This is a genomic window from Rhodococcus sp. 077-4 (assembly GCF_047782425.1).
In the GTDB taxonomy this organism is placed as follows: Bacteria; Actinomycetota; Actinomycetes; order Mycobacteriales; family Mycobacteriaceae; genus Rhodococcoides.
Map to the genome: position 1 here is coordinate 592,165 of NZ_JAJPWC010000001.1, position 26,273 is coordinate 618,437.

A 26,273-nucleotide genomic window follows, 5' to 3' on the forward strand; every position below is an offset into this window, starting at 1 on the left:
GACCCCTAGCGAATCACACGTTCGCAGCCTGCGGTGGACTGGCCGGCGAGGCGCTGACCGAGCCAGTCGTATGCTCCAGGACGGCCGTTGGTCTGTGCCAGCGAATGATCTCCGGGAACCTCTTCGAGACGGACGGACGCACCGGCAGCGCACCACTGGTCCTGCACGGCCTCGGCGCCTTCCTTGGGAATGAGGAAGTCCTGCAGGCCCTGGTAGATGTAGATCGGTGCGTCGGGCTTGCGCTGTCCCATCCGGTTCTCTTCGACGACCGCGCGGCTGATGGGGTGGTCGAATATGTTCGGCACGCTGGACAAGGCCTGCTGCTGGATGAGTAGTAGGCCGCTGTAGGAGAGTGCGTCCACGCACTGATCCTTGGCGAGAAGTGCTGCACGCAAACCGTTGTCGTTGGAGAGCTGAAGCATCTCGGGATACTCACGAGCGATTCCGACCGTCGCAGCGAAGAACAGTCCCGAACCGATCTGACCGTTCAGCGAAGTCTGCAGAATCTTGTAGTCGGTGGGCGGGCCACCGAACGCGACGCCGGCGATGTTCAACTCCGGCGCGTACTCCGGGGCCAACTGCGCGGCCCAACCCGAGGCGATTGCACCGCCGGAGTAACCGGTGATGCCGATCGGCGCATCCGCAGCAACTCCTGCACTCTGGGACGCGCGTAAGCCGTCGAGCACGGTGTGTCCGGAGACGAGACCGGCCGAGTAGGCCTGCCGCGGACCCTGGTAATCGGTGACGACCACGGTGTAGCCGCGTTCGAGCAGGATCCGAACCTGATCGATTTCCTTGTTGGTGCCCCGCGGGAGTGTGTACGAGGGCGCGCACTGATTGCCCAGCGAGTCCGTTGCCTCGTTGTACGCGATGACAGGACGATCGCCTGCCCCGGTCCACGGCGCGTTCGGCGTCAGTACTGTCGTCGCCGCGGCGATGGGGCGGTTCTTGGAATCGGTCGACCGGAAGAGCAACTGCACGGACGACGCCTCGGGCGTCACCGCGACATCGCGGCGGTTCAGTACCGCGCCGGGCTGCAGGCTCTCGTATCCGGCTGGGGGATCGAACCACGGATCGCCCAGGGAGGTGGGCAGGTACGCAGCGGGATCGCGCGGCGGAGCGAGAAAATCCTGAACCGGATCTGCCTGGGCCGACGGTGCGAACGACAGCATCACTGCTGCGGCTCCGGCCAGAACGAGTGCCTTACGCATGTGTTTCCCACCCTGTTGCTTCCGAACGCCCCGACGTCGGAGTAGACCACCGACCATGGTGCCACAGGGTTCGGCAATTTCGGCCCTGTGAAGTGAGCCGAAGACCAGGTAGGTTGTCTGTTACTCAGAACACTACTCTCCAGTAGGGATGAAAAAATGCCTGCTCCGTCCACTGCGACCTTCTCCCGGCTCGCTGATCTCATCGCCATTCCCGACGCCGAAGCACGCCCGACCAAGACGATCACCGAGGTGTTCACCGGTAAGGAGCTGGCAACCATCCCGGTCGGCACTGCTGCCGACGCGACGGCAGCCATCGCGCGCGTACGCGCAGCTCAGGTGGCATGGGCCAAGCGTCCGGTCTCCGAGCGCGCCGAGATCTTCCACCGCTACCGTGACCTGGTGCTTGCGCATCGCGACGAGCTGATCGACATGGCGCAGGCCGAGACGGGTAAGTCCAGGGCCGCCGCTCTCGAAGAAGTCCTCGACATCTCGATGACCTCGCGGCACTACGCACGCACTGCCGCCAAGCTGCTGGCCCCGAAGAAGGTCACCGGCATGCTGCCCGTGCTGACCAAGACTCGGGTTCGGTATCAGCCGAAGGGCGTCGTCGGAATCATCTCGCCGTGGAACTACCCGATGACCCTTGCAGTGTCCGACGCCATCCCGGCTCTGTTGGCGGGTAACGGCGTCATCCTCAAGCCCGACAGCCAGACGCCGTACTGCGCGCTCGCCTGCGTCGAATTGCTCTACAAGGCCGGCCTGCCCCGTGACCTGTTCGCCGTGGTCCCCGGCCCGGGTTCGGTGGTGGGAACCGCCATCGTCGAGAACACCGAGTACCTCATGTTCACCGGCTCCACCGCCACCGGCCAGCTCCTGGGTGAGCAGGCCGGGCGTCGACTCATCGGGTTCTCCGCCGAGCTCGGCGGCAAGAACGCGATGATCGTTGCCAAGGGCGCAAACCTCAGGGAAGTGTCCGACGCGGCCGTGCGGGCCTGCTTCTCCAACTCCGGCCAGCTCTGTATCTCCATCGAACGTATCTACGTCGAGAAGTCGATCGCCGCCGAGTTCACCGAGAAGTTCGGTCAGCGGGTGCGCAACATGAGCCTCGGAGCCGGTTACGAATTCGGTATCGAGATGGGCAGCCTCATTTCCGAGGATCAGGTCAAGACCATTTCGGCCCACGTCGACGACGCCAAGGTCAAGGGGGCGACCGTGGTCGCCGGCGGTAAGGCCCGCCCCGATATCGGCCCGTTGTTCTACGAGCCGACGGTGCTGACGAATGTCACCGAGGACATGGAGTGCGCGGCAACCGAAACCTTCGGACCGCTGGTGTCGATCTACCCCGTAGCGGACGTCGACGAGGCCATCGAGAAGGCCAACGACACCGAGTACGGACTCAACTCGAGCGTGTGGGCCAAGACCAAGGCGCAGGGCGAAGCCATTGCGGCGCGGCTGCATTCGGGCACCGTCAACGTCGACGAGGGCTACGCACCGACCTGGGGCTCCACCGGAGCGCCGATGGGCGGAATGGGCGCGTCCGGTATGGGCCGCAGGCACGGCACCGAGGGCCTGCTCAAGTACACCGAGTCGCAGACCATCGCGACGACCCGTTTGCTCAATCTCGGTGGACCGCGCGGACTTCCGCCGAAGTTGTGGGCAAAGATCATGCCGCCCTTCGTCAAGGCGCTGAAGTACATTCCGGGTCGGTAGAACAGCGGTTGCGTCGACGTCGAGGGAGGTTCTACGTAGCTCGTAGAACCGAGATGCTCAGTGCTCTGGTATAAATCGAGTCGGTTCCGGCTCGGTCGAACTCAGGCCACGACTGCCGATCGATTCCCTCGTCGTCGAACGCTGTCACGGGTACGTCCCACACAGTGGAGCCGGTTCTGATGTCGATGCCCTGCAGCACTTCCGGTCCGAAGAGGGTGGCGACGTCCCCGTCGAGGGCGCCGACCTCCGAGAACCGCCCCGATTCTCGACTCCACAGCGTGTTCCCTGTGGCGAGGTCGATTGCGGATTCGGTGGCGGTGTCGTTGTTGCGCAGCAGTGCAACCGAACCCGTGACGGCGTACACGAGTCCGCGCGTCCGGAGGAACCTCGCGGCGGGGGCGGCGATGTCCGGTGGAACGGTCCAGACGAGTCCGTCGTCGGTCCACACCGGATCGGGATTCGACGGCCGATAGCCGCTGGTTCCCAGCAGAATCGGGCTCGACTCGGCGGGGGCGTCGAACGTCGGCTGCTGCAGGGTCACGGAATCCGTTGCTGCGAGCACGGTTCCGTCGGTGTCGACGACTTCCGAGCCCGTGACCACGCTGGGATCGGAGCAGTCCATTCGCTCCACCCGAACAGTGCCGTCGCGGGCAGCGGCACCCGACCGAGCGCAACTGGGAATCGTTCTGGACCATAGATTGTCGCCGGTGTCGAGGTCGAAGGCGAACACGCCCTGATCGTCGTCGAACAGGCCGATCCCGTTCTGGGTGTGCAACGTGGAGGTGAACTGGGAGCCCGACGAGGACGCGGAATCGAACTGCACCGACCAGTCCGCGTCGAGGGCATCGACCGTTCCACGCGATACCGTCGGCCTGTCTCCCTCGTCCACCGCGTGCGAGGTGTACACGTGGCCGTCTGCGGTGGTCAGATCGGTGACGGGAAATGCCGCGTCCCGCGTGCTCGACTCTCCGGATTCGGCGTCGACAGTGAGGATTTCGGACCTCGTGCCGGTGTTGCCGCGATAACAGACGACCTGCCCGTCGACGAATTCCTCACCGCAGCCGACAACGTCCTCCGCGGGGACGCGCCATCGCACGGCACCGTCGGCGATGTCCAGTCCCACCAGGGTTGCGTCGACGAATTCCCTGCCGTCGAGCCGGCCGACGAGGGTGACGACCGTCGACCCGTCGGTGATCGAACCGGATTCCATCGAATCGGTGTCACTGCCCTGAACGGGATCGCGAAATTGCCCGCCTTCGATACCGACATCCGAGGGAGTGAGAGTCCATCCGAGGCCGGGAGCAGAACCTGTTGCGCCGTCGACGGGAGTGCCGGCGGGCGGCGGTTGCTTCTCCACTGCGCACGACGCGCAGGCAAGCGTTGCTGCCAGGACCGCCGCGGCGGCGGAGATCCGGAGACGACGTGTCATGAAAGGTGCTCCCGCCTGTGCAGAACCGACTGACAAGGTGGGCGGTCTGTTCTTCGAGCATAGAGAACGAAAATTCCCCGCACTCCTGGTGGGGTGCGGGGAATCTCTCGTGGTGCTGGGCCTAGTTGACGCTGTGTCCGTTCAGTCCTGCGTGTGCGTAGTCGTTGTGGCTGTCGGGGATGTGGTTGTCTCCCAGCACTCGAGCGATCTGCTGCTCGCTGAGTCCCAGACGGCGAAGCCTCTCGCACACGGCATCGAAGTCGAGCATCTTCGCATCGAGTTCCTGCTGCAGTGCGATCACTTCGGCGCGGATGGTCTCGGCCTCGTCCAATGCGGCCAACGTGTCCTTCGGCTCGGGCAACAGCAGAGCGAGCAGTCGATCACGTGCATCGGTGCTCAGACCCTCGAAGGGGCGTTGTCCTGGCTGAGCCTCGTGCCGACCCTCGGTACCGCGCTCCGCGGAGACGTAATCCTGAGTAGCACCGAAAGACGGGATCTCGGCGAGTTGGTCCGCTGGCTCGTTTACAGGTCCTTGCGCCGGGGTCGAGGCGATGTCGATCGTCTGGCGCAGCGGGCGGTTCGGGATGAAGACGACCGCAACGAGCGTCACGATCGCAACGAATCCTGCGATGAGGAAGATGCGTCCGGTCGCGTCACCGTAGGCGGTGCGGATGACGTTGACGATCGGTTCGGGCAGCGCGGTGAGATCGAGTGATCCACCGCCGCTGGCCGAGCTGTCGACCCCGAGCTGCGCGAGTCCCGCTGCTGACTTGTCGGCGACGCGAGTGGCCAACAGTGAACCGAGAACCGAGACGCCGATGGCGCCGCCGAAGGTTCGGAAGAACGCAACCGTCGACGATGCTGCACCGACGTTCTGCACACTGACCGTGTTCTGTACTGCGAGAACGAGATTCTGCATCAGCATGCCGGTACCGAGTCCGACGATGGTGATGAAGATTCCGACCGTCACCAGGCTGGTGGCGTGGTCGATGGTGCCCAGGAGCAGGAAGCCGACGACCAGAAGGACGGAACCGGTGACGATGAACGGCTTCCACTTTCCGAACTTGGTGATGAGCTGACCCGAGCCGACGGAGGCGACGAGCATGCCGAATACCAGTGGGATGGAGAGCAATCCGGCTTCGGTGGGGGAGTAGCCGCGAGCGGTCTGGAAGTACTGGCCGAGGAAGGTGGTGGCTCCGAAGAGGCCGACACCGACGGCGATCGAGGCGATGATGGCCAGTCCGGTGGTGCGCTCGGTGACGATCTTGAGCGGGATGATCGGCGACTTGTGCCGAGCCTCGACGATGATCGTCGCGGCGAGCAGCAGAACTCCGCCGCCCACCAGGTAGGCAGTCTCACGGGAGATCCAGGCGTAGTAGTCGGCCTTGCCGGCGAACGAAACCCACACGAGGAGAACGGAAACGCCTGCGGTGAGCAGGAGCGCACCGAGCCAGTCGATGGAGACGTTGTCCTTGCGGACGGTCTTGATGTGCAGTGTCTTCTGCAGCAGGCCGAGGGCGACAACTGCCAGCGGCACGCAGACGAAGAAGCACCAGCGCCAGCCGAGAGGGCTGTCGACGATGACGCCACCGAGGATCGGGCCACCGGACATCGACACGGCCATGACGGCACCGGTGTAACCGGAGTAGCGACCGCGATCACGCGGGGAGACGATGGTTCCGATGATGGCGATGACGAGAGCCGTCAGGCCACCCATGCCGATGCCCTGCACCACACGCGCAGCGAGCAGCAGCGGCACGTTGTGCGCGAAGCCGGCGATCAGCGAGCCCGCGACGAAGATGACGATCGCGCTCTGAACCAACACCTTCTTGTTGAACAGGTCGGCGAGCTTGCCCCAGATGGGCGTGGATGCGGCGTTTGCCAGCAGTGCCGTGGTGATGACCCAGGCATACGCGGTCTGCGAGCCTTTCAGATCACCGATGATGGTGGGCAGCGCCGTCGAAACGATGGTGGTGCTCAGCAGCGCAGTGAACAGCGCGGCCAGCAGGCCGGTGAGGGCTTCGAGGATCTGGCGGTGCGACATCGCGTCGGGATCGACGACTGCCTGATTGGGCGGAGTTTCCGCAGATGTTGTCATGTCTTTATCTCGCAATCGATTCAAGGCGGGCCACGTCCTGGTGTTGAGCGTGGGCGTCTTCGGTGAAGGTGTCGTTCAGTTTGCGGATCGAGTCCAGTGCATCGAGTGCCTCGGTCTCGCTCCAGCCGCTCAACATCTCTGCCAGGCGACGTGCGCGTTTGTCCCAAATTTGTTTCAGTCGAACCTGACCGTCGTCCGACACACAGACCCTCGACGCTCTTCGGTCGTCGGGATCGGCATGTCGATCGATGTAGCCGAGGTCGACGAGGTCCGCGATCTGCCGGCTGAGGGCAGACTGGCTGACGCAGAGCCTGCTGGCGAGGTCGGTTTGCCTGCACTCACCCTCCGTCGCCAGGATGGTCAGAACCCCGGTCAGCGCCTGCGGCAGTGGTGAATCCTCGACTCCGGTGGTCACGGCCTGCTTCAGCGTTCGCCCGAAAAGGAAGACCTCTTCGACCAGCGATTCCGCTGTCGTGGATCGAACTGCCATGAGTACTCCAACGATGAGTTCCTATTTACTTGCTGTCTGCAACCATATATATACATACATGCGCTAAGCAAATAATATTCCTGTCTCGTGGATCACAGGGTTGGAGCTGCCGGGTTCAGGCCGGGTCCGAGGAGGGGAACGGCTCCTCGGATGTGGATGTATGCCTCCGATCGCAGTCGGAAACCCGAAACTAGGGGAGCCGATCCCGGCCCTTTCGACCCGTACGGGATCGTGGCGAAATCAGGCCGTTGGTATCTCGTCGCCGACGACCAGGGGGACGTCCGGCTGTTCGCTCTCGAACGACTCTCGGCCTACGAACAATTCGACGAGCCAGCCGCTCTCCGAGCAAACGAAACCCTCCGCACCAGATGGGCCGCGTTGAAGGAACGCACCGAGAAGCGAGGTCGCGTGAGCGTCACCGTCCGCCTGCCGGAAAATGGCCTCGACTTGGCGCGGCGGATACTGGGCAACCGCATCCACGATGTCTCCGACGCAGAAGACGGCTGGTGCACCGTCATCGTCCGCTACCCCGATATCGAGTCAGTGCGTCAGCTCCTTCAGTTCGGCGACCACATCGAGATACTCGCGCCGGAGGCAGCTCGCAAACGTATCGGTCAGCTCGCTACGGTCCTGGCTGAAAGACACTCACCCCCGGACACATGACTGCCGACCGGAACGCTGGGTGAACGACTCGATGGCTTCAAAGGCTGTGGATCTCGACCAGTTCTTCGATGCCCCGAAGCTCCTCCGCATTGCGGGTCATCAGGCGAGCATCGTGGGCGTGTGCGGTTGCCGCGATCATCAAGTCCAGAGCCCTCGCCTGTGGGCGGCGGCCGCCTTCTCGAACTGCCGCGGCCAGCCGACCATAGCTTCGGGCAACGTTGGCATCCACTGCAAGTGGTTCGAAACGGCGCTCGACCGCAACCAATCGCTGAAGTCTCAGGGCGCGCTGTTCGGACGTGTGAGCAACCAACACTCCGAAGTGAAGTTCTGCCAGGCTGATCGCACTGATCGCAACTTCTCCCTCGATGCGATCGAGTGAGTCTCCTATGAGGACGCTGGTGTCGAGCACCGTCCTCATCGCTGCCATGGGTCCTTCATCGAGTCGCCGATGTCGATCAGATCGCCCGCAAGGGTCGGGTCGTGTTCCGAGTCGAAGACATCGGCTACGTCGTCGAACGTCTTCCATTGCTTTCGCTCTGCCGGACCCAACAAGGCGCTCGGTCGTCCTGCGACCGTGATCAGCAGCGACTCGCCGGCCTCCGCGCGCTTGACGTGGTCGGACGCGTGCTGCCGAAGCTCTTTCAGTCCGATGGACTCCATATCGAAAGGGTAGCACTTGTGCTACTCGGAGTTCGGGGTTTGTCGTACCCCTCGCCTACTCTCTCGACCACACACATCCGGGGGGACATCATGAGCAACCGCAGATCGCGCAGCAGAAAGACCAGTCGCGAGGCCTACATACGAGCTCCGCGTGAAAGGGAAGCCCTTTTCTGGCCGACCATCCTTCTCCAATTCTCCGATTGGCTGATCGAGAAAAGCTGGGCCACAGACCAGTTGACGGCTTTGGCGGCAGCGATGACAGTCGATCGGTCGGTCCGCGAGCGGAACGTGAGCGTGTACGGCGCAGATTTCCCGATCGACATGTTCTGTCTCGATGATCACGAGTACTTCGACTTCGACTTCGACGAGTGTGAACAGTCGCCGAGAGAGCGCGACGAGATCCGCTGCGCCATCGATCTGTTCGGTCGGTTCGTCATTGCTGAGCGATTGTCGCCATCGCAGAACGAAGAGATTTCGAGGGAGATCGGTGATCTGACTGCATTTCCACCGGTGCCCAGTTCTCCGGTGTCGCCGGGGCGCGCAAGCCCGCTGAGTACGCCGGTAGTCGTCTCACTCCTGCAGCGTTTGGCCACGTGGGCTGCGACCGAGCGAGGCGCGCCATCGGCTCGCATCGACTACTGGGACGACTCGTCCGAAGTCGTTGCTGCGCTTGGGATTCCCGGTTTCGACAGTGTCGCTACACAACCGGACTTCATGGCGATGGTGAGTTATCGATCGGTGTTGGATACCGCCTGTAGGGTCGGTGTTCTCGAGAACTCGGGCCAGAATTACACCCGCGGACCCGAAGCCGGTGCTTGGGTGGTGTCTCCGAGTGCAGACCGAACTCGCGCCGCCGTGGTCGAGGCGTACGGATCCTGCTTGACGCCTGTGTACGACTCCGGCGATGATTCCGTGCAGTCCGAGCTCGTGGCAGGCTCGGCGTTGGCGACCACCGTGCTCGTGCGCAGCCTCGTCGGTGATCCGGTAGGGGAATCCGACGGTGTCGTCCTGGGAACGATGTCGGACAGTAAGTTGATTCAGACCGTCGCGACACTCCGGTTCATGTCGATGTTCGACCTCGGATTGCTCGTCAAGGTGAACGACAAGTTCTGCGTACCTGACCCTCTGGCACCCATGCTGCTCGAGGCGCTCGATCGTGATCGTCTGCGTCGTTCAGAGCGTGCTGCATGAGCAGGCCGAAGGTGGTATTGCAATCTGCGACAGTGAAGCGGAGAGAACGGACGTCCCCGCGGGGACGCTTTTCGCCATACAGTCCGGGCATGGACGTTGTACGCGCGATGCCCCTTCTCACGGTCGCCGATCTCGATGCGGCGCTGGACAAGTACGTCCAGGTCACCGGCATGGAGGTGGTGATGAATCACGGTTGGATCGCCACGCTCGCGCCGTCGGGTGACAGTGCGGCGCAGCTCAGCCTGATCACCACCGACCCCACCGGACCGGTCAATCCGTCGGCGTCGATCGAGGTGGACGACGTGGACGCGGCGTACCGGGCAGCGATGGACGCCGAACTCGAGATCGTCTACGAGATCACGAACGAGGAGTGGGGCGCGCGTCGATTCTTCTTCCGCGACGCCGACGGCAACGTGGTGAACGTGCTCTCTCACCTGTGATGGGGAGCCGGCAACTCTGCGCGCCGAACACCTCTGAGGGTGCGGGCGGCCACGGTGAACCAGGCGGCGACGAGTAGGACGTACAGGGCAACGGCCAGTGCCTGTATTGCGCCGAACTCCAGCGCGTGCCCCAGCGCGTGCCCCAGCGCGGTGGCTCCGGTGACGCAGGTGCCGATGGGAAACGTGAACGACCACCACGTCAGCGAGAATCCCAGGTTCCGACGCGCCGCGTGCACGGTGAGAGCCGTTGCAAGGGCGAACATGAGCATTCCGAAGCCGCCCATGACCAGCCCGTAGCCGATGCCGAAAACATGGAGCCCGACGGCGATCGACGATTGGGAGCCGGTGAATACCGAGGATGCATCGGTGCCGAGTAGGTTCGCCGCGGTGATCGACTGGCCGATCAACCCCAGCGTGATCCACACCGTCGGTGTCGCGTCGACGGGCGGCAGACCGCCGTGCAGCAGACGCCCGTAGATCAGGGTCAGCGTGATCATCCCGACGATCAACGACAGGCCGAACATCGCGTAACACGCGCACAGCAGCGCCAGCCGCCACTGGCCCTCGGGCAGATGCGAAAGCAGCAACGCTCCGGTCGACGCCGAGACCATCGGCGGAACGACGGGCATCAACCACGCGGGTAGTGCCGTGACCTGCTCCCGGTGAGCGGATGTGATCATGCGGAAGGGAACGGCGACGCTCGTGGCGAGACCGGTCACCGTTCCGGCGATCCACAGAGCGGCGAACAGAGCCGTCGCTGCGGTCGGTCCGAGCAGATCCGATCCGAGAAGACCTGCCCCTGCACCGACGGTGAGCAACGCCATGGGCGGAGCGCCGTAGAACTGCACCATCACCGGGTGCCGGGCGTAGGCGACGGCCTGGTCGCGGTGCCCGGTCCAGTGCAGTGCGAACGCTCCGCCGATCACGAACAGGGCGGTAGCTGCAATCACCCACACCGCAACGGCGAACACGTGCAGCGCGGAGAACTGGACGGGCAACGTCGCGCCTGCGGTGGCCACGATGCCGGTCCCCATCACCGCTGCGAACCAGTTCGGGGTGATGTGCGCGAATTTCTGGTTGCGCGCAACAGGCTGGGTCGTCACTGGTGCTGGTTCGGTCACGGTCATGTCTTCAGCGTGCTTGTTTCCGCGCCTGTCCGGTAGGTACCGATTCAGCCCTCACTCATAACTCAGGGTTATGGCTGAGGGTGGATCTGTGCTGCGACAGTGAGCAGTCCCGCGGCCGGGCCGCTGGGCGCGCGGCCGGACGGCCAGATCGCCTTCAGCTCTCGGCGCAGGGTGAGTCCTGGGATCGGCACGCGAATCAGAGTGCCCACGGCCAACTCGGGGGCGACGGCCAGTGAGCTCAGAACGGCACCGCCGATTCCTGCCCCGACTGCCGACTTGATCGCCGTCGTCGACGACACCTCGAGGAGCGGCGACACCGGCTGTCCGAGACCCGCTGCAGCCAGCGCGCTTTCGTACGCCGAGCGCGTTCCTGACCCGGGTTCGCGGGTGACCAGGGCAGTGGCGACGATATCGGCAGCGGACGGTGGAGTTGCCGTCCAGGAGTGCCCCGGTGCCACCACGAGCACCAGTTCGTCGATGGCAACTGTCCGATGTTGTAGAGCTGCAGGAACATTCGGGCTTTCGATGAAACCGATGTCTGCAGCTCCCGCCGACACTTTCTCGGCGACGACCGACGAGTTGCCCGAGCTCAGCGACGGAACGATGTCAGGGAGGTTCGAGTGGAGCGTGACCAGCCAACGCGGCAAAAGATATTCTGCGACAGTCTGACTCGCCGCGATCTTCAGTTGGCCGATGCGTTCGGCATGCAGCGTGGCGATGGCCGTCGCCAAGTCCTGTGCCGACCGGACGACCGGCGCCGCCCAACTCGCCACGAGCTCACCGAGTTCGGTCAGTACCGTTCCACGCGCCCCGCGTTGCAACAGAGGAGCGCCTACGCGCCGTTCCAGTGCGCGAATGCGTGCACTGGCGGCCGGCTGCGACATGCCGTGAGCCCGACCCGCTCGCCCGATGCTGCCGAGCTCGGCCACCGACAGCAGCAGGTCGATGCTGGTGAGATCGGCGACATGAGGGGGAAGCGGCACAGGGCGAGCCTACTTTCGTCAGTAGTCGCTGAACAGGTCCAGCTCGCCCTCGGGCTCGGTGTCCGGGTCGCCGTCGCTCTCGGCATCGACACCGGAATCGCGCTCGTGCAGCACCGAACCCACCAGCGCGGTGACGTCGATCGCGGCGGGATCGGGAATGGGATGTCCCTCGACGAAAGCGAGGCGCTCGGCCGACAGGTAGGCCAGGCGCACCGCCTGGACCACGAGGACGCGTCGTAGACCCTCGGAGACCTCACCGCGTTCGCGAGTGACGGCAGCCAGCCGCGAGATGGTCTCGGCGCGGCGGGCGATGCGGATGTCGGGGTGGCCCCGCTCGCGGCGGGTCTGCTCGGAGATCAACGATCGACGCAGCGACGCGGGGAGTGCGATGGGCTCCGAGACCGGCGGAATCTTCTCGTTGAGGATCGCCTTGTGCCGCGACTTGTCGATGGCCTCGAGGTACGCCGTGTACTCGTGCGCATTCAGATCACGCTCGGCCGCACGGAATTGCTCTGCGCCGTCGGACTTCTTGAGGTCCTCGTACTGCCACAGCGGCCAGATCTCGATCTCCGCGACCTCGAACACGTCGAGCACGCGCATCGCAACGGCGTCGGTTCGCTGGTTCGTGAGGTGTCGCTGCACCCGGACGCTGAGCTTCTCCTTGGTCTGCCCCACGTAGATCGGCTCGCCGTCGTAATCGTAGAAGGCGTACACGCCCCACTTGGCCGCCGACCACACCCGGCCCTGATCGTCCCTCTCGCTCAACACTTCTCGCAGCGCGGTGCGAAAGGACTGCACATCGTCCGCGGGCAGAGTGCTTTTGCGCGGCGCTACGGCCGACGCACGTAGAGAGGACTTACCGTGACTGGACATGTGTCGCAGCCGTATTCGGTGAACTCAGCGTCCCGGTGACGAGGGGCATCAGGTAGTGCTCGGCAAGCCAGGCGACCACGGGAACGCACACCGCATCGCCGAAACCGAAGAGCGCCTGGTTGTTTCGCAGACCGTCGAGGGTGTACTCGCCGGCACCCATCAGGCGGGCGTATTCGAGAGGCGTCATCCAGCGCACTTGAAGGCGACCGTTGCCCATCTTGACCACTGCTTGCTTGGACGAACCGCCACGTGCGGTGCGTAGGCAGCCGGAGATGTCGTCGGGGCGAGCCTCCCAGACCGCGACGCCGTTGCGAGTGCGACGGTAGGCAGTGCGGTAGCTGACCTTGCGGGCTTTCTTCAGAATCTCGATGCGCTGCAACTGAATCGGCGACAGTGACGCCACGAACGCCGCGGTGCGGTCGGCATCCCACCACCGCTCGTCGCGGTAGTCCATACGCTCGACCAGATCACCGAGACCACTGGTCAACGGAATGGGCGGACTCGGCAGCGGAGCCCGATGCGTCAGCAATGTCGAATCGCCGTACACCGCCTGCAGCCAATCCGGCCGAAGCTCACTGTTGGGATCGCGGGCATCCTCGGGGGGATTCTGCGCACCGACAAGGAACAGACGCGGACGCGACTGCGGGACGAAGCGTCGAGCATCGATGGTGAGCACATCGACCGAGTAGCCGAGCTCGTTGAGCTCACGGACCGCCGCCGCCAGATCGTCCCCACCGTGACTGGTGGCCAATCCGACGACGTTCTCCAATGCGACCACCTCGGGGCGCGCATCACCGAGTTCGCTCAGCACCCGGGTGAAATGCCGAAACGTCGAGGAATTCTTGCCCGCGAGACCGGCCCGTCCGCCGGCCAACGACAAATCGGTGCACGGAAACGACGCCCACGCCAGCGACAAGCCCTCGGGCAGATCGTCAGCCCGAGTACGCGCAACATCGCCGAGCTGAAAATGGCCCGCATCGTCACCGAAGTGCTGGCGGTACATGTGATGCTTGTCGCGCTCGATGTCATTGGCCCACGACACCTCGAAACCGGCCTGCTCCAGGCCCATTCGCACCAAACCGATACCGGCGAAGAACTCCGCGACCGTATGGATCCGACCGAGCGCAGGTGCCGAAGAACCACTCGGCACCACAGTCAACTTCGGCATGCACCCAGGCTAGTACAGCGCCCCGACAGACTTGTCCTTACGCCGTGGTCGCCAACGCCGCCGCCAAGCCGAACGCGACCGCCAGCAGGCACAGGTGCCCGGCCGCTCGCCCCACCGAGTGCTCCACGGTCGATCGGTGCGCGGCGACGGAGGGCAACCACGTCCGGCGAATTCGGTGAGCGAGCCCCATCAGAACCACCGTGACAAGGATCTTCGCGAGAACGATTCGGCCGTAACCGGTCTCGATCACGGCACCGGGGCTGTCCAGCTTGAGCACAGCGTCCAGCACTCCGGTGCTCGCGACCCCGACGACGCACCAGAACGCGACTCGCGAATAGACCGGCAACAGCGTCGCCCATGCGGATTTGCTCCGCAGACTCAGCGCCATCGCGCCGAGTACACCGAGCCACACCGACGCGCACATCACGTGCACGGCAACGGCAATGGAACCGAACGAGAACTGCGACATGTGCCCGGTGATCGGCCGCGCGACCAGAGCCAGGGACGCCAGCACGATCACCGGAACCGGGGACCAGCTCGCACCCAGCCGATACCCGGCCACCCCGATGGCGCACAGCGCGAAAGCCAGTAGCACCGTCGCCGCACCGAGACGACCCACGGAAATCGACGTTGCGAACGTGGTGAAAGCACTCGGCGACAACGTCAGTGGGGTACGCCCAGCAGAATCCGCGGCCGCAGCAGCCAGCAGGACCGACTCGGCCACCGCCCACAGCCCTGACAGAAAACCGATGGCGCGCCACATCACCAGCGGATCGACGGCGGGGCGTCGAGACTCGGAATTGCTGTCCAGGACAGCGAGAACTCCGAATCCCAACACCACCGCCCCCGACGCCACCGCGATCACCCGTAGCCACGACGACCCACCGGGAAAGGTGGGGAACGCCAGCGCGAACGCCGCCGCTACCCCCACAAACGCCGCAGCTGCGGCGGCGAGCACGAGCCGAACGCTTCTCTCACTCACCGCAGCCACGTCGGTACTACTTCTGGTTCTTCGGCTTCCGCAGGGCGAATGCCAATGCCCCGGCGAAAGCGAGAACAGCCACGACGATCAACACGATGTGCCCATAGCCCCCGAGAAACGAACCCTCGGACGCCTCGGAGCTGCTCGACGCGTCGGCCGGTGCCCCAGGGGTGCCGGAGCCTTCCTGCGTCAGCGTGAACGTCGCGGTACCGCTCACCGGATGGCCGTCGGCCGAGGTGATCCGATACGCGAGGGTGTACTCGCCGATCGGTCCCAGCTCACCGACATCGACGACGACACTCTGGCCCTCGATGCGGGCGTCGCCCTTCGACCAGATGTTGCCGTCGGGCCCGACGACGTTGAGCGTGGCGAACTGCGACTGCGGCACCTCGTTGAACGTCACCGATGCCGTCCCGGGGGATGCGTCGAGCGAGGATCCGTCGGCCGGGCTGTATCCGGTGACCTGCGAATGCGCCGAAGCCAGAGGCGCAGTGACGAGCAGCGTCAACAGCGCCATCACCGACACGACCAGCGCCCTCATGCGCGACGGCTCCTGATGGTCGCGCCGATGCCCAGGCCCGCGCCGATGGCCCCGAGGACGAGTCCGACGCCGGCGAGCCAGCGAGCAGTGTTGTCCGAGGCCGTGTTGTCGGAAGAGGACGCCTGCGACGATGCCTCGGTGGTATCCGTCGACTCGGTGTGGGTGCTGCCGTGCGCCTCGCCACTTGCTGCGGCGAGAGTCAGAGTGGGAGCAGGCAATTCGGGCTCGCTGCCGTCCTCGGCCATCGGCTCGTTCCAGTTGACGACCTCACCGTCGGTGTAGGTCTGTGTGGCTGGGAACGAGACGCTCTCCTGCTCGGGCAGCGGGCCCGCCGAGAGCAGGAACTGTTGGAACTGGCCGGGGCCGACCTCGGCACCGGGATTCGCCGTCCACGTCACCGAGACCGCGAGATCCGCAGAGTCCTTCTCGACGGTGGACGTCCAGCCCGGGATGGGCTGTGTACGAGCAGAGTTGAGGCCCGGCAACGTGACCTTGACCGAACTGGTCGAGGCGGTATCGGACTCGGTGGGAACGCGGAACGTCAGTACCGAGTAGCCGCCCTGCTCGGCGTCGGGAGCGGAGACGACGACGTGCGCGGACGCTGCGCCTGCTCCGATCAGCAGTGCGCCGACGGTGGCTCCTGAGACGAACAGGGCACGGGAAAGAGAGCTCTTCATGGGTTGGGTCATTTCTGTGTGGCGTAGCGAAAAAGGATGTCGGTCAGAACGCCGACCGCGAGTGGAGCCCGCGGAATGAGCAGAACGACATCGGGGGCCCGCGACGAGAGATGACCCAGTCCAGAGCGGTGCCGTGCACCGACGGAACCGCAACGGACATGGATACGCGCCCGACGGCGGAACCGTCGGGCAGGGGAGTGAGGAGCGCGAGAACAGCGCGGACGATGGACGTGATCGGTCCGTAGAGGCGTTCGGCGGCGGCGATCAACAGCGCGGCGACCACGGATGCGGCCGCGTGGAAGGCAATCATCGCTGTGCTGGGGAGCAACGAGTGGCTGTGCAGCATGCCGGGCATGTCGCTCAGACTCAGCGCGAGGTGGGCGAGAAGTTGGCCGCCCATCAAGGCCGGGAGCAGTACCGTCGACCGTCTCGGTACCGCTGTCATGGCACCGATACCGATGCTGAGGACGATCAGCAGGGCGAGGGCGGAACCGTCGGGATACCCGCCTCCGGCCATACCGTGTGCGGCCACGGCGAGCGCCGCGGTGACGCTACCGACAGCTCCGCCGCGAAGCGGTGCGGCTGAGCTGTCGGTCATCTGTCGGACTGGGTTCAGCGCACGCCGAGGCGGGCGAGCAGATCTGCTTCGATGCCGTCGAGCTCGGCCGAGATGGCGGCGTGTGCAGTCTTGCGGCGAGCCGGCGGCATCTGCTCGGACGCGCGGACAGCGGTGGTCAGATCGTCCAGACGCTCGCTGATCGCGGCACCGAAGCTCTTGGTCTCCGGATCGGAGTGGCGCGCACCGATGGTGCTGAGCGACTTCTCGGCACCGGCGATCCGCGCACTGAGCTTGCCGCCGTGGCCGGTGTACTCGCTGAGCTGATCGGGAGCCACACCCAGCTGCTGCGCCTTGCGATTGTCGAGCTGCGCGCGAACCACCGTCGCACCGCGGTAGAGGATCGGAGCCAGCACGGGTATCAGTAGCCGCGCGATGCCGAGGTACTTGCGAATCTGAGCCACGCTGAGTGTGCCCTGCGCTGCGGCCTTCTGCTGCGCCCGCAGAGCCGAGACCTGCGCCTTCTCGACGTTCTTCTGCGACTTGGCCTCGACCGCGCTGAGCTTGCGCTGGGCCTTGGCGATTGCTTTGAGCTGCTTGCGCTCGTTCTTCGCGCCGAACTTCGCCTCGAGTGTGGCCTTGTGCTTGAGAGCCTTGGCCTCTGCCTTGCGAGTGGCTCGACCCTTACGCTTGCGGAACAAACCCATCGACAAGGCTCCTGACGTGTGCTGCTAGGCGGAAATGGTGCGTTACCCCCACCCTAAGGCAGTCGACGGTCGCGGGCTGTCGGAGGGCTGACCTAGTGTCTAGCAGTGTGAACGGTCAACGAGAGGCAGCGCCTGTGTTGCTCGATGCCGGATCGTTGACGCGGTGCAGGCATCGGCTCTATCTCGACACCGCCTACGGGTCGTTGCTGCGCGGTGAACCGGAGAATCCTGGGGTGCGGCAGCGTAGAGAAGCTGCCCAGGCGCATCGAGAGAGCATTCGCGCCCAGCTGGCCGTGGCCGATCCGACGCAGTGGACCGAGATCGACGAACCGACCGCCCGAGATGCCGCCGACGCCACCCTCGCGGCGTGCCGCGCCGGAGTGGCACGCATCTGGAACGCGGTATTGCCCCTCGAACGTGACACCGGTCGACGCGGTCGCAGCGAACTGCTCGTGCGCGACGCGTCGGGCGGGTACATCCCGGTGATCGTGGTCAACCACAAGGTCACCGACCCCGGCCGCGGCGCGCGAACCACTCCGTTGACGCACTGGGCTCCGGCCGTCGACGAAACCAGGAAGGTCCGCAGTCAGTTACGCGACCAGCTACGACTCGCGCACCTGTATCGCATGCTGGCGCACGAGGGCCTGAACACGGCCACCCCGATCGGGGGCGCAGTGGGCTACCGCGGCGAGTGCATGCTGGTGCACGATCTCTCCACGATTCTCGATGAGTACGACGTCCGCTTCGCGGACCGACTCTCGGTTGCTCGCGGCGGCTCGTTCACAGTTCCCTCGCAGGTCAGCGAATGCCGTTCGTGTGCTTGGTGGTTCGACTGCAAGCCCCAGCTCGAGGCGGTTCGCGACGTCTCGCTCGTCGCGTCGGGCTCTCGCGCCGATGTGCTGCGCAGCGCGGGCGTGCGCACCATCGACGAGCTGGCGCAGTGGACCGGACCTGCTCCCGAGGAATGGCCGTTCGGAAACTTCGACGACGCCGTATCCGCAGCGCTGGCCTGGCGGGCCGACGTGCCGTTGCTGCGGCGCTCGGAGACCGTCTCGGTTCATCGCGCGGACGTCGAGGTGGACGTGGACATGGAGAGCTACCAGGAACACGGCGCGTACCTGTGGGGCACGCTGCTCACCGAAGCCGGCGGGCCGTCGCCGAAGTATCGCGGCTTCGTCACCTGGGATCCGCTGCCGACCGTCGACGAGGGCCGCTCGTTCGCGGTGTTCTGGAACTGGCTGATGGACACCCGCGCCGACGCCGCTGCCCGAGGCAAAAGCTTCGCGGCGTATTGCTATTCGCGTCAGGCCGAAGACAAGTGGTTGCTCGATTCCGCACGCCGATTCGCCGACGTTCCCGGAGTACCCACCGAGGCGCAGATCCGCGAGTTCATCGACAGCGAGCAGTGGGTGGACATCTACCAGGCCGTGAGCGATCAGTTCATCTGCCCGAACGGCAAGGGACTGAAGAAGATTGCGCCGGTGGCCGGATTCGCGTGGCGCGACGACGAAGCGGGCGGCGAGGCGTCGATGGGCTGGTATCGAGAAGCCGTCGGATACGACGCGGAGCCCGATCTCACGCAGCGCGAGCGACTGCTCGTCTACAACGAGGACGATGTGCTGGCGACAAAAGTGTTGCGGGAGTGGATGTCCGACCGCGCGGAGAAGGAAATCCCGACCGTGGCGGACCTACGCGCCCGCGCGTGACCCCGCCTCGATCGGCGGGGCCACGGAGCGACTCCTAGCGCGGAGCCATACGGATTGCGCCGTCCATGCGGATGGTCTCGCCGTTGAGGTAGTCGTGCTCGGCGATCATCTGCACCAGCTGCGCGTACTCGGTGGGCTGCGCGAGACGCGACGGGAACGGCACCGACGCCTCGAGGCCCTGACGGTATTCCTCGGTGACGCCTGCCAGCATCGGGGTGTCGACGATGCCGGGAGCGATGGTGTTCACGCGGATACCGACCTGGGCCAGGTCACGGGCCGCGGTGATGGTCATCGCATGCACGCCGCCCTTGGAGGCGGTGTACGCGATCTGGCCGATCTGTCCCTCGAACGCCGCGACCGATGCGGTGTTGATGACGACGCCGCGCTGGCCTGCGTCGTCCACGGTGGACTGCGACTGAATCCGGTTCGCGGCCAGACGCATCACGTTGAACGTACCGAGCAGGTTGATGGTGATGACGGTGCGGAACAGCTCCAGATCGTGCGGTCCCTTCTTGGACAGGATGCGGCCCGCCCAGCCCACACCGGCACAGTTGACGACGATGCGCAGCGGCACACCGGATGCCACGATCGTGTCCAGTGCGGCCTCGACCTCCGCCTCGCTGGTGACGTCGGCCGGAATCAGTGTCACGCCGGCAGGGACGTTGTCTCCGGCACGCTCGATGGACTGCGGTAGATCCAGCCCGAAGACGGTGACGCCCGCGGCGGCCAGACGTGCAGACGTTGCGGCCCCGAGGCCCGACGCCCCGCCGGTGACGAGTGCTGCTGTTCCTGAAATCTCCACGTACGATCCCCTTCGCTCACGGTGATGGGCCGCGGCACAGGCAGCGACCTCGTAGTCGTTCTGCACCATAACCGGCGGGGGACCTCAGCTACCGGCGGGCACCCTGCTTCGGCAGGGGTCTACTTGATTCCGCTGCGCGCGAATCCGGCGATGAAGTACTTCTGAAAGACCAGAAACAGCAACGCCATCGGCACGACGTTGATCAGCGCGAACGCCATAGTGGCACCGTAGTCGCTGTTCGCCTGGCCCTGCAGGTACAGCAGGCCGATGGGCAACGTGAACAGCTCGTTCTCCCGCAGTGCGATCAACGGCCACGCGAAGTCGTTCCACGATTGCAGCAGGCTCATGAAGGCCAGTACCGCGATCAGTGGTCCCGACAGAGGCAGCACGACGCGTCGGAAGATCTGCCAGTGGCCTGCACCGTCGAGACGGGCGGCCTCGAGCAGCTCCCGCGGGATGCCGAGCATGAATTGACGCGCGAGGAACAACCCGAACGCCGACGCCGAACTCGGCAGAATCACCGCCCAGTACGTGCCGTACAGGCCGAGCCCCACGACGATGCGAAACAGCGACACCATGATCACCTGCACGGGCAGCACCAACGTCGCCAACGCAATGAAGAACAAGGGTGTGGAGAAGCGAAAGCGTAAGTGTGCGAACGCATATCCGGCCAGTAGGCTCGTCGCCACGGTGATGATGGTGACCACGACGGCAATGGCGATCGAGTTGCCCAGCCACGTCGCCACGGGGAACGAGTCGAACACGCGGGTGAAGTTCTCCCACGTCACCTGCCTCGGCCACAATCGCAGTTCTCCACCGCCCAGCAACTCGCCGCGGGTCGAGAACGCCACGGCGAGCATCCAATACAGCGGGGCGACGGTGATCAGCCCGATGACGGCGATGATCACCGTGCGCAGTACAACAGCTCGACGTGCGGAAGCGCTTGCAGGCCTGCTCATTCGACCAGATCCTTCGTTCGGCTCGCCCGCCACTGCGCGGCGGCGAACGTGAGGGCGAACAGGAACAACACCATCCCGATCGACGCCGCATAGCCCTGATCGCGGGTGACGAAGCCCGTCTCGTAGGCGTAGGTGACCAATACCGAAGTCGCCCCGCCCGGTCCGCCGCCGGTGAGAACGAAGACCAGATCGAACACCTGGAACGAGTAGATGACGTTGAGCACCAGCAGGAAGAAGGACGTCGGACCCAGCAGCGGCACCGTCACGTTCCGGAAGCGTTGGAATGCGTTCGCGCCGTCCAACCTGGCCGCCTCGTACAGATCAGGGCCGAGACCTTGAAGGCCGGCCAGGTAGATCAGCATGTTCAACCCGGTGCGCCACCACACCGTGGCGATGACGATCGACGCGAAAGCCGGCCCGGGTGAGGACTGCCAATCGATGGCGGGCAGACCGAGGAATCCGATCAGATTGTTGAGCACGCCCGAGTTCTGATCGAAGACGAGTATGCCGATCAGGCCGGTCGCGACGCCCGAGACCGCCATCGGCAGAATCACGAGCGAGCGCCACAGCGGCCGAGCGGGCAGGGCGGAATTGAGCAGTACCGCCGCGATCAGACCGAACAACATCGACAATGGCGTCACCAACGCGGTGAACAGCAGCGTGTTGCCCAGCGCCCGCCAGAACAGCGGATCATCGACCAGCCGAGCGTAATTCGCGGCACCGACGAATTCGCCTGCGCCGAAACCGTCGGTCCGTTGCAGGCTGACGACGAACGCGGCGACGAGCGGGACGAGTACGAACACGGCCAGCAATGCGTAACTGGGTGCGAGAAACCCTGCGGCCGCGAACGCCTCTTTCCTGGCCCCGGCGCGCTTGGTCGTGGTTCCCGGGTCGGCCTTGGTAACCACTGTGGCCGTCATGCGCCGGTCACTCCGGCAATTCCGCTCTGCAGCGCAGACACCGTGGCGGCGGCATCCTGCGAACCCGCGAAAGCGAGATCGAGCTGCTCCTTGAGCACCGGGATGATTCCCGACATCGACGGCGAGGCCACCTGCGCCGCATCCTGCGGCTCCACGGTGGTCGCCTGCGCCGCGAAGATCGGGGCCAGTTCCGAGCGGATGTCGAATTCGAGGTCGGAGTTGAGCAGGTCGGTGCGCGTCGGCAACAGCGAGGCGGCCTTGCAGAAGTTCCGCATCTGCTCCTGCTGGGTGACGAACTCCAGGAACGACGCAGCCAGCTCCGGCTGAGAAGTCTGCGAGGTCGCCACGAGCGCGTTGCCACCGAAGTCGCCGCCGCCCCGGCGATCTCGCGGCGCGAAGGTGGCCGTCCAATCGAAACTGGCCGTCGCATCGGCGTCGGGCACTTGGAACGCACCGGACCACACCATGGCCACCGACTGCGAGAACCAGGCCTCGCTGGCGTAACTCGACGACGCGATGGTGTTGTTGGAGGGCACGTAGCCCTTCGAGAAGAACGACGACGAGAATTCGACGGCCCGGCGCGCCTCGTCCGAATCGATCAGCGGTGTCTTCTGATCCTTGGCGAGGAAAGCGCCCCCGGCCTGGAACAGCAGGCTCAGCCAGCGGGTGACGCCGTTGCCCTGCCAGTTGTACGCCCACGGATACTTGTCGGCCGGCAGCGAGGAACGTAGGCGATCACCGATCGACGCCAACTCGTCCCACGTCCAGGCGTCGTCGAGGCTGGTGGGAATCGAGTCGATACCGGCCTGCGACAACAGGTTTCGGTTCACCAGAATCGACGATGTGTCGGTGTGGTGCGGCAGTCCGTAGGGAATTCCGCCGTTCTGCACCGCGGCCCACGCCGTCGGCGTGAACTGATCACGCGTGTCCGACGCCAACAGCGGCGAAAGGTCGAGCAGTTGGCCGCGGCCCGCATACGCGCCGAAGGTGTAGTAGGGAACGCGGAAGATATCGGGCGGGTTGCCGGCCTGCAGCTGGGCATCGATGTTGGTGAACATCTGCTCGTACGGCACCGCGTTGAGGGTGATCGTCGACCCCGGGTTGGCCGCCTGAAATGCATCGATCGACGCGCGGAAACCGGCCAACTCGGCGTCGGTGCCCCACGTGGTGAACGTGAGCGTGCCCTCGGCCTGCTGCGACGGGCTGGATTTGACGAAGCCACACCCGGCCAACAGCAGCGGGACCGCGGCAGCGCCGGAACCGATCAGAAACGAGCGACGATCGAGAGGCATTTGGGTCTCCGTTCACCGGCTGTGGCAGTACAGACCGACTGGTCCGCCGCAGAGTAACCAGGGCGGGCTCGGTCCAAACACCATCGATCAGCGCCTTGTGTGACCGGTTTCGTCGTACTCGACTCGCTGTGCGCCCTCGCCCAGGTCGTCGAGCAGGATCGTCGCCGCGGCGGTACGACCGGGTGGAAGAAGCCGGACCGTCACCGATCCGACGTCCGCTGCATCGAGCGCACTCGACGCTGCAGCAACGATGCGTTCTCGGACGTCGTCGTTCAGTGCGGCCGGGCCGCGGTCGTCGAGCATCATCACCTCCACCCCGCGGGCTCGGGCAGATCTGGCCGCGCGAGCGAGTTCGGGCCGCATCAGGCCGCGGGCGCGCAGCGTGTCACGAAGCTCGGCCTCGAGCAGCCGGCACGCGAGGATGTCCTCGTCGGTGGGATCCGGTCCGTCGGCGATGCGTTGCAGCAACGGACGGGCCAACGCGTCCAGGCTGGCCAGGCGTGCGTCGCGCTCCTCCAGGACAGCCGCCGCCGCAGCCCGGGAGGCGATGCGCACCGTCGACTGCGTGCGCAGCTCGAAAATGGCTGCAGCCAGTGGACGGATGGTGAACGCGAAGAACGTCGACATCAGCAGCGGCGCGATGTTGATGGCGCTGAACGAGAGCCCGTACAGAAATCCCTGGCCCGTCATCGCCGCCCACCCGATGGCCACGGACATGGTCAGCACCAAACCGAGCCACGCGGCCGGTGTGCGACCCCGGACGCACATGAAGGTGTAGATCACCACGGACATCCCCAGCGGCCAGGTCTGCAGGCTCCCGGTCAGCGGTACCGGCAGCACGGCGAAGACGAACACCGCTGCCACCGGACCCGACGCGGTCAGCAGAACTGTCGAGCGAAGCCCGAGCGGATCGCCGGGGGCACCGAGCAGAAGAACCACGGCGGCGGCGAACACGACAACCGACACGAACGGCGGCCATACGGCGGACACGCCGCCCAGCGTGGCGCTCGCGCAGACGGCACACGCGAGCACGTAGAACACCGCAACGGCGTACGCGGCAGGCGACTTCATCGACAGCAGATCGCGAACGTCCTCACCGTTCATCGCTTCCAACCCAACCGCACGGTGGTACCTGCGCTCGAGGACTCGATCTCGGCCGATCCGCCGTCGAGCTGGCGCATTCTGCCCTCGATGCTGACGGCGACGCCGAGTCGATGGGACGGCACCGACCGTCGATCGAAGCCGATGCCGTCGTCCTGCACGGTGATTCGCATCGACGAGGCAGCCAGCTCGACGGCGACCGAACGGTGCGACGCCTCGGCGTGAATTCGACTGTTGCGAAGTGCTTCTGCCAGTGCAGCAGCAATGGCCCGTACGGCGTCGGCGGGATAGACCGCCGTCCGCTCCAGTGCGTCCTCTCTCACGGTGAAATCGATGGACTCGTCGACCGTCGTTGCGGCAGAACGAAGCTGAGCCGATGTCTCGGCGGCGGAGAATGTCTGGGAGATCGAGCCCGTGGACAGGTCGTCGAGATGCGTCAGTGCCGAGCGGGCCTGACGAATCAGACTGGGGGTGCGACCGTGGCGCGCTACCGCGAGCAGCGAGGACATGACCTCGTCGTGGATCAGCGCATCGAACCGTTCGCGCTCGACTTCTCGTGCGTTTGCCGCCGCTGCCCGGGCGGCGGCGTCGTGCGTCGAGGAAATGGTGGCGTCGAGAATGCGTCCGGTGCGCAGTGCGGCCAAGGTCGCGGCGACGAACACCGTGCAGAACATCAACCCGAAGAAGATTTCTGCGATCACATTGCTCCGGGGAAATGGTTGTCGCACAGCCTGATTGATCAGCTGCACGAGAACGACGCTGACGGTCATGTGCGCGAACGCCGGGACAGGACGCCACACCGTTGCCGCAGCGAGCGCAGCAAGACCGGGGAACACCGCGAGAAATGTCCCGGCTCGATCGAACGTCTCACCGTCCCAGGCCACCCACCACAACAGAGCCATGATCGGGAAGGTCGACGCCGCGACGGAACCGGCGATCTTGATGACGGTGACGCTCGGGTGAAAGGTGAAGGCCCCGAACGCAAAACCGCTGCCGAACACCACGACGGTGGTTACCGGAGTCCACCAACCGGAAACAACGTCGCTACTGCGTGCGATATCCGGTATCAACAGCAATAGGTAGATGAGATAGCCGGTACCGACGAATCGGCCGAAAATTCTGATCAGTCGGTCGGTCGATCGATGTGCGGCATCGGTATCGGCGGAACCCGGTCCGCCATCTCGAACGTTCATTCACCCCTCCCGGAAGAGGAGTGTAGTTCAAGGTCAGGCGAGTTCGGTGGTGGTCTGCTTCTCGGTTTCCCGCGCGGCCCTGGTGCGGGAGCGTCGAACGAAAACGGCGATCAGAACTGCCGACATCGCGAAGACCGCTGCAGCCGCGATGTACGGAGCGGCAGTGCCCGGCATCAGGCCCTCGAAGAACAGGACGGCACCGAAAACGAAGAACAGGATGGCTGCGCCGTACTGAATCATGCGCTCCGGCAGATGTTTTCCGAGAACCGCACCGACCACGATGGCGAGTGCATCGGCCGCGACCATGCCGACCGTCGAGCCGATCCATACTCCGACCCAGTCGTTGTCGGCGGCGAGCGTGACGGTGGCCAGCATCGTCTTGTCGCCCAGTTCGGCAAGGAAGAACGCCGACGCGATGGCAAGGAACGCAGATTTGGTGACCCGGGATGCTTTGGAGCCCTCGTCGTCGGAGAGGGAGTCGCCGCGCAGTGTCCACAGGCCGAAGACGAAAAACGCGATGCCGCCGACGATGGAGATCAGCTCGGTGGGGATCGACACTCCGAGGAAGTGGCCCACTGCGACCGAGACCAGATGCACGACGGTGGTGGCCACCGTGATGCCGCCGATGACGACGTACCACTTGTAGCGCAGGGCAAATGTCATGGCCATCAGCTGGGACTTGTCGCCCAACTCGGCCACGAATATGACAGCGAAACTCAACAGCAATGCAGACAGCACAGCAGACTCCTCGGTCGTCGAACGGACCGAAGGTCTCGCCCACCGGAACTGGCCGG

The 26,273-nt window shown here is 65.0% G+C and carries 27 protein-coding genes; 5 read left to right on the forward strand and 22 right to left on the reverse strand.

Annotated elements, in window-relative coordinates; all coding sequences use genetic code 11:
• Positions 1–5: 5 nt before the first annotated feature.
• The gene (locus ACNEOT_RS02960; protein ID WP_415971989.1) at positions 6–1,211 is read right to left on the reverse strand and encodes a lipase family protein; all 1,206 of its coding nucleotides are present in this window, start codon (positions 1,209–1,211) and stop codon (positions 6–8) included.
• A 156-nt stretch (positions 1,212–1,367) separates the two neighbouring features.
• On the opposite strand from ACNEOT_RS02960, the gene ACNEOT_RS02965 reads away from it, so the two are divergent.
• On the forward strand, positions 1,368–2,921 hold the full coding sequence (locus tag ACNEOT_RS02965) for a succinic semialdehyde dehydrogenase (protein WP_415971990.1): 1,554 nt from the start codon (positions 1,368–1,370) through the stop codon (positions 2,919–2,921).
• A gap of 31 nt (positions 2,922–2,952) precedes the next feature.
• Here the strand turns inward: ACNEOT_RS02965 and ACNEOT_RS02970 are convergent, their stop codons facing one another.
• The 3 genes from ACNEOT_RS02970 to ACNEOT_RS02980 form a co-directional block, all read right to left on the reverse strand.
• A complete protein-coding gene (locus ACNEOT_RS02970; protein WP_415971991.1) occupies positions 2,953–4,350 on the reverse strand; it encodes a PQQ-binding-like beta-propeller repeat protein in 1,398 nt (465 codons plus the stop codon).
• 121 nt (positions 4,351–4,471) lie between these two features.
• A complete protein-coding gene (locus ACNEOT_RS02975) occupies positions 4,472–6,448 on the reverse strand; it encodes an MDR family MFS transporter (RefSeq protein WP_415971993.1) in 1,977 nt (658 codons plus the stop codon).
• A gap of 4 nt (positions 6,449–6,452) precedes the next feature.
• Positions 6,453–6,938 carry a MarR family winged helix-turn-helix transcriptional regulator gene (locus ACNEOT_RS02980; protein ID WP_415971995.1) on the reverse strand — a complete coding sequence of 162 codons (486 nt, stop codon included), beginning with the start codon at positions 6,936–6,938 and terminating at the stop codon, positions 6,453–6,455.
• A gap of 156 nt (positions 6,939–7,094) precedes the next feature.
• On the opposite strand from ACNEOT_RS02980, the gene ACNEOT_RS02985 reads away from it, so the two are divergent.
• Positions 7,095–7,601 (forward strand): WYL domain-containing protein, encoded by a 507-nt coding sequence (locus ACNEOT_RS02985; protein ID WP_415971997.1) that lies wholly within the window; start codon positions 7,095–7,097, stop codon positions 7,599–7,601.
• 37 nt (positions 7,602–7,638) lie between these two features.
• On the opposite strand, the gene ACNEOT_RS02990 is transcribed toward ACNEOT_RS02985, so the two are convergent.
• A complete protein-coding gene (locus ACNEOT_RS02990; RefSeq protein WP_415971999.1) occupies positions 7,639–8,127 on the reverse strand; it encodes a type II toxin-antitoxin system VapC family toxin in 489 nt (162 codons plus the stop codon).
• The gene (locus tag ACNEOT_RS02995) at positions 8,016–8,261 is read right to left on the reverse strand and encodes a type II toxin-antitoxin system Phd/YefM family antitoxin (RefSeq protein ID WP_415972001.1); all 246 of its coding nucleotides are present in this window, start codon (positions 8,259–8,261) and stop codon (positions 8,016–8,018) included. The genes ACNEOT_RS02990 and ACNEOT_RS02995 overlap by 112 nt, the downstream gene beginning before the upstream one ends.
• 90 nt (positions 8,262–8,351) lie before the next feature.
• On the opposite strand from ACNEOT_RS02995, the gene ACNEOT_RS03000 reads away from it, so the two are divergent.
• The gene (locus tag ACNEOT_RS03000; RefSeq protein WP_415972003.1) at positions 8,352–9,452 is read left to right on the forward strand and encodes a hypothetical protein; all 1,101 of its coding nucleotides are present in this window, start codon (positions 8,352–8,354) and stop codon (positions 9,450–9,452) included.
• Positions 9,453–9,541: 89 nt separating this feature from the next.
• Positions 9,542–9,892 (forward strand): VOC family protein, encoded by a 351-nt coding sequence (locus ACNEOT_RS03005; RefSeq protein ID WP_415972005.1) that lies wholly within the window; start codon positions 9,542–9,544, stop codon positions 9,890–9,892.
• Here ACNEOT_RS03005 and ACNEOT_RS03010 read toward each other — a convergent pair.
• The 9 genes from ACNEOT_RS03010 to ACNEOT_RS03050 form a co-directional block, all read right to left on the reverse strand.
• Entirely contained in the window at positions 9,883–11,019 is a 1,137-nt protein-coding gene (locus tag ACNEOT_RS03010) for a TDT family transporter (RefSeq protein WP_415972007.1), read from the reverse strand. The genes ACNEOT_RS03005 and ACNEOT_RS03010 overlap by 10 nt on opposite strands.
• 68 nt (positions 11,020–11,087) lie before the next feature.
• Positions 11,088–12,002 carry a LysR family transcriptional regulator gene (locus ACNEOT_RS03015; RefSeq protein WP_415972008.1) on the reverse strand — a complete coding sequence of 305 codons (915 nt, stop codon included), beginning with the start codon at positions 12,000–12,002 and terminating at the stop codon, positions 11,088–11,090.
• Between the two features lie 18 nt (positions 12,003–12,020).
• Entirely contained in the window at positions 12,021–12,875 is an 855-nt protein-coding gene (locus tag ACNEOT_RS03020) for a GIY-YIG nuclease family protein (protein WP_415972010.1), read from the reverse strand.
• Positions 12,859–14,043, reverse strand: coding sequence for a DNA cytosine methyltransferase (locus ACNEOT_RS03025; RefSeq protein ID WP_415972012.1), 1,185 nt, complete (start codon positions 14,041–14,043; stop codon positions 12,859–12,861). The genes ACNEOT_RS03020 and ACNEOT_RS03025 overlap by 17 nt, the downstream gene beginning before the upstream one ends.
• Before the next feature lie 37 nt (positions 14,044–14,080).
• Complete coding sequence (locus tag ACNEOT_RS03030) at positions 14,081–15,025, reverse strand: copper resistance D family protein (protein ID WP_415972014.1); 945 nt, start codon at positions 15,023–15,025, stop codon at positions 14,081–14,083.
• A gap of 16 nt (positions 15,026–15,041) precedes the next feature.
• A complete protein-coding gene (locus tag ACNEOT_RS03035; RefSeq protein ID WP_415972016.1) occupies positions 15,042–15,566 on the reverse strand; it encodes a copper resistance CopC family protein in 525 nt (174 codons plus the stop codon).
• The gene (locus ACNEOT_RS03040; RefSeq protein WP_415972018.1) at positions 15,563–16,243 is read right to left on the reverse strand and encodes a YcnI family protein; all 681 of its coding nucleotides are present in this window, start codon (positions 16,241–16,243) and stop codon (positions 15,563–15,565) included. The genes ACNEOT_RS03035 and ACNEOT_RS03040 overlap by 4 nt, the downstream gene beginning before the upstream one ends.
• Positions 16,244–16,286: 43 nt before the next feature.
• Positions 16,287–16,841 carry a hypothetical protein gene (locus tag ACNEOT_RS03045; RefSeq protein WP_415972019.1) on the reverse strand — a complete coding sequence of 185 codons (555 nt, stop codon included), beginning with the start codon at positions 16,839–16,841 and terminating at the stop codon, positions 16,287–16,289.
• Between the two features lie 14 nt (positions 16,842–16,855).
• Positions 16,856–17,506, reverse strand: coding sequence for a DUF6474 family protein (locus ACNEOT_RS03050; protein WP_415972020.1), 651 nt, complete (start codon positions 17,504–17,506; stop codon positions 16,856–16,858).
• Positions 17,507–17,613: 107 nt separating this feature from the next.
• On the opposite strand from ACNEOT_RS03050, the gene ACNEOT_RS03055 reads away from it, so the two are divergent.
• Positions 17,614–19,212 carry a TM0106 family RecB-like putative nuclease gene (locus ACNEOT_RS03055; protein WP_415972022.1) on the forward strand — a complete coding sequence of 533 codons (1,599 nt, stop codon included), beginning with the start codon at positions 17,614–17,616 and terminating at the stop codon, positions 19,210–19,212.
• Between the two features lie 34 nt (positions 19,213–19,246).
• On the opposite strand, the gene ACNEOT_RS03060 is transcribed toward ACNEOT_RS03055, so the two are convergent.
• The 7 genes from ACNEOT_RS03060 to ACNEOT_RS03090 form a co-directional block, all read right to left on the reverse strand.
• Positions 19,247–20,014: an SDR family NAD(P)-dependent oxidoreductase gene (locus ACNEOT_RS03060; protein WP_415972023.1), complete on the reverse strand. Its 768-nt coding sequence runs from the start codon at positions 20,012–20,014 to the stop codon at positions 19,247–19,249.
• Between the two features lie 119 nt (positions 20,015–20,133).
• Positions 20,134–20,973, reverse strand: a complete 840-nt coding sequence (locus ACNEOT_RS03065) for a carbohydrate ABC transporter permease (RefSeq protein ID WP_415972025.1) — start codon at positions 20,971–20,973, stop codon at positions 20,134–20,136.
• Positions 20,970–21,893 (reverse strand): carbohydrate ABC transporter permease, encoded by a 924-nt coding sequence (locus ACNEOT_RS03070; protein WP_415972027.1) that lies wholly within the window; start codon positions 21,891–21,893, stop codon positions 20,970–20,972. The genes ACNEOT_RS03065 and ACNEOT_RS03070 overlap by 4 nt, the downstream gene beginning before the upstream one ends.
• A complete protein-coding gene (locus tag ACNEOT_RS03075) occupies positions 21,890–23,185 on the reverse strand; it encodes an ABC transporter substrate-binding protein (protein ID WP_415972028.1) in 1,296 nt (431 codons plus the stop codon). The genes ACNEOT_RS03070 and ACNEOT_RS03075 overlap by 4 nt, the downstream gene beginning before the upstream one ends.
• A gap of 87 nt (positions 23,186–23,272) precedes the next feature.
• On the reverse strand, positions 23,273–24,289 hold the full coding sequence (locus tag ACNEOT_RS03080; RefSeq protein WP_415972029.1) for a hypothetical protein: 1,017 nt from the start codon (positions 24,287–24,289) through the stop codon (positions 23,273–23,275).
• Entirely contained in the window at positions 24,286–25,479 is a 1,194-nt protein-coding gene (locus ACNEOT_RS03085) for an ATP-binding protein (protein WP_415972031.1), read from the reverse strand. Before ACNEOT_RS03085 ends, ACNEOT_RS03080 begins: the two co-directional genes overlap by 4 nt.
• 33 nt (positions 25,480–25,512) lie before the next feature.
• Entirely contained in the window at positions 25,513–26,217 is a 705-nt protein-coding gene (locus ACNEOT_RS03090; protein ID WP_415972032.1) for a TMEM165/GDT1 family protein, read from the reverse strand.
• Positions 26,218–26,273: the final 56 nt, after the last annotated feature.

Excerpts from the sequence above, each read along its gene's own strand:
- ACNEOT_RS02960 (WP_415971989.1), bottom strand. The coding sequence starts at position 1,211 with ATGCGTAAGGCACTCGTTCTGGCCGGAGCCGCAGCAGTGATGCTGTCG.
- ACNEOT_RS02965 (WP_415971990.1), top strand. The coding sequence starts at position 1,368 with ATGCCTGCTCCGTCCACTGCGACCTTCTCCCGGCTCGCTGATCTCATC.
- ACNEOT_RS02970 (WP_415971991.1), bottom strand. The coding sequence starts at position 4,350 with ATGACACGTCGTCTCCGGATCTCCGCCGCCGCGGCGGTCCTGGCAGCA.
- ACNEOT_RS02975 (WP_415971993.1), bottom strand. The coding sequence starts at position 6,448 with ATGACAACATCTGCGGAAACTCCGCCCAATCAGGCAGTCGTCGATCCC.
- ACNEOT_RS02980 (WP_415971995.1), bottom strand. The coding sequence starts at position 6,938 with ATGGCAGTTCGATCCACGACAGCGGAATCGCTGGTCGAAGAGGTCTTC.
- ACNEOT_RS02985 (WP_415971997.1), top strand. The coding sequence starts at position 7,095 with ATGTATGCCTCCGATCGCAGTCGGAAACCCGAAACTAGGGGAGCCGAT.
- ACNEOT_RS02990 (WP_415971999.1), bottom strand. The coding sequence starts at position 8,127 with ATGGAAGACGTTCGACGACGTAGCCGATGTCTTCGACTCGGAACACGA.
- ACNEOT_RS02995 (WP_415972001.1), bottom strand. The coding sequence starts at position 8,261 with ATGGAGTCCATCGGACTGAAAGAGCTTCGGCAGCACGCGTCCGACCAC.
- ACNEOT_RS03000 (WP_415972003.1), top strand. The coding sequence starts at position 8,352 with ATGAGCAACCGCAGATCGCGCAGCAGAAAGACCAGTCGCGAGGCCTAC.
- ACNEOT_RS03005 (WP_415972005.1), top strand. The coding sequence starts at position 9,542 with ATGGACGTTGTACGCGCGATGCCCCTTCTCACGGTCGCCGATCTCGAT.
- ACNEOT_RS03010 (WP_415972007.1), bottom strand. The coding sequence starts at position 11,019 with ATGACCGTGACCGAACCAGCACCAGTGACGACCCAGCCTGTTGCGCGC.
- ACNEOT_RS03020 (WP_415972010.1), bottom strand. The coding sequence starts at position 12,875 with ATGTCCAGTCACGGTAAGTCCTCTCTACGTGCGTCGGCCGTAGCGCCG.
- ACNEOT_RS03025 (WP_415972012.1), bottom strand. The coding sequence starts at position 14,043 with ATGCCGAAGTTGACTGTGGTGCCGAGTGGTTCTTCGGCACCTGCGCTC.
- ACNEOT_RS03035 (WP_415972016.1), bottom strand. The coding sequence starts at position 15,566 with ATGAGGGCGCTGGTCGTGTCGGTGATGGCGCTGTTGACGCTGCTCGTC.
- ACNEOT_RS03040 (WP_415972018.1), bottom strand. The coding sequence starts at position 16,243 with ATGAAGAGCTCTCTTTCCCGTGCCCTGTTCGTCTCAGGAGCCACCGTC.
- ACNEOT_RS03045 (WP_415972019.1), bottom strand. The coding sequence starts at position 16,841 with ATGACCGACAGCTCAGCCGCACCGCTTCGCGGCGGAGCTGTCGGTAGC.
- ACNEOT_RS03050 (WP_415972020.1), bottom strand. The coding sequence starts at position 17,506 with ATGGGTTTGTTCCGCAAGCGTAAGGGTCGAGCCACTCGCAAGGCAGAG.
- ACNEOT_RS03065 (WP_415972025.1), bottom strand. The coding sequence starts at position 20,973 with ATGAGCAGGCCTGCAAGCGCTTCCGCACGTCGAGCTGTTGTACTGCGC.
- ACNEOT_RS03070 (WP_415972027.1), bottom strand. The coding sequence starts at position 21,893 with ATGACGGCCACAGTGGTTACCAAGGCCGACCCGGGAACCACGACCAAG.
- ACNEOT_RS03075 (WP_415972028.1), bottom strand. The coding sequence starts at position 23,185 with ATGCCTCTCGATCGTCGCTCGTTTCTGATCGGTTCCGGCGCTGCCGCG.
- ACNEOT_RS03080 (WP_415972029.1), bottom strand. The coding sequence starts at position 24,289 with ATGAACGGTGAGGACGTTCGCGATCTGCTGTCGATGAAGTCGCCTGCC.
- ACNEOT_RS03085 (WP_415972031.1), bottom strand. The coding sequence starts at position 25,479 with ATGAACGTTCGAGATGGCGGACCGGGTTCCGCCGATACCGATGCCGCA.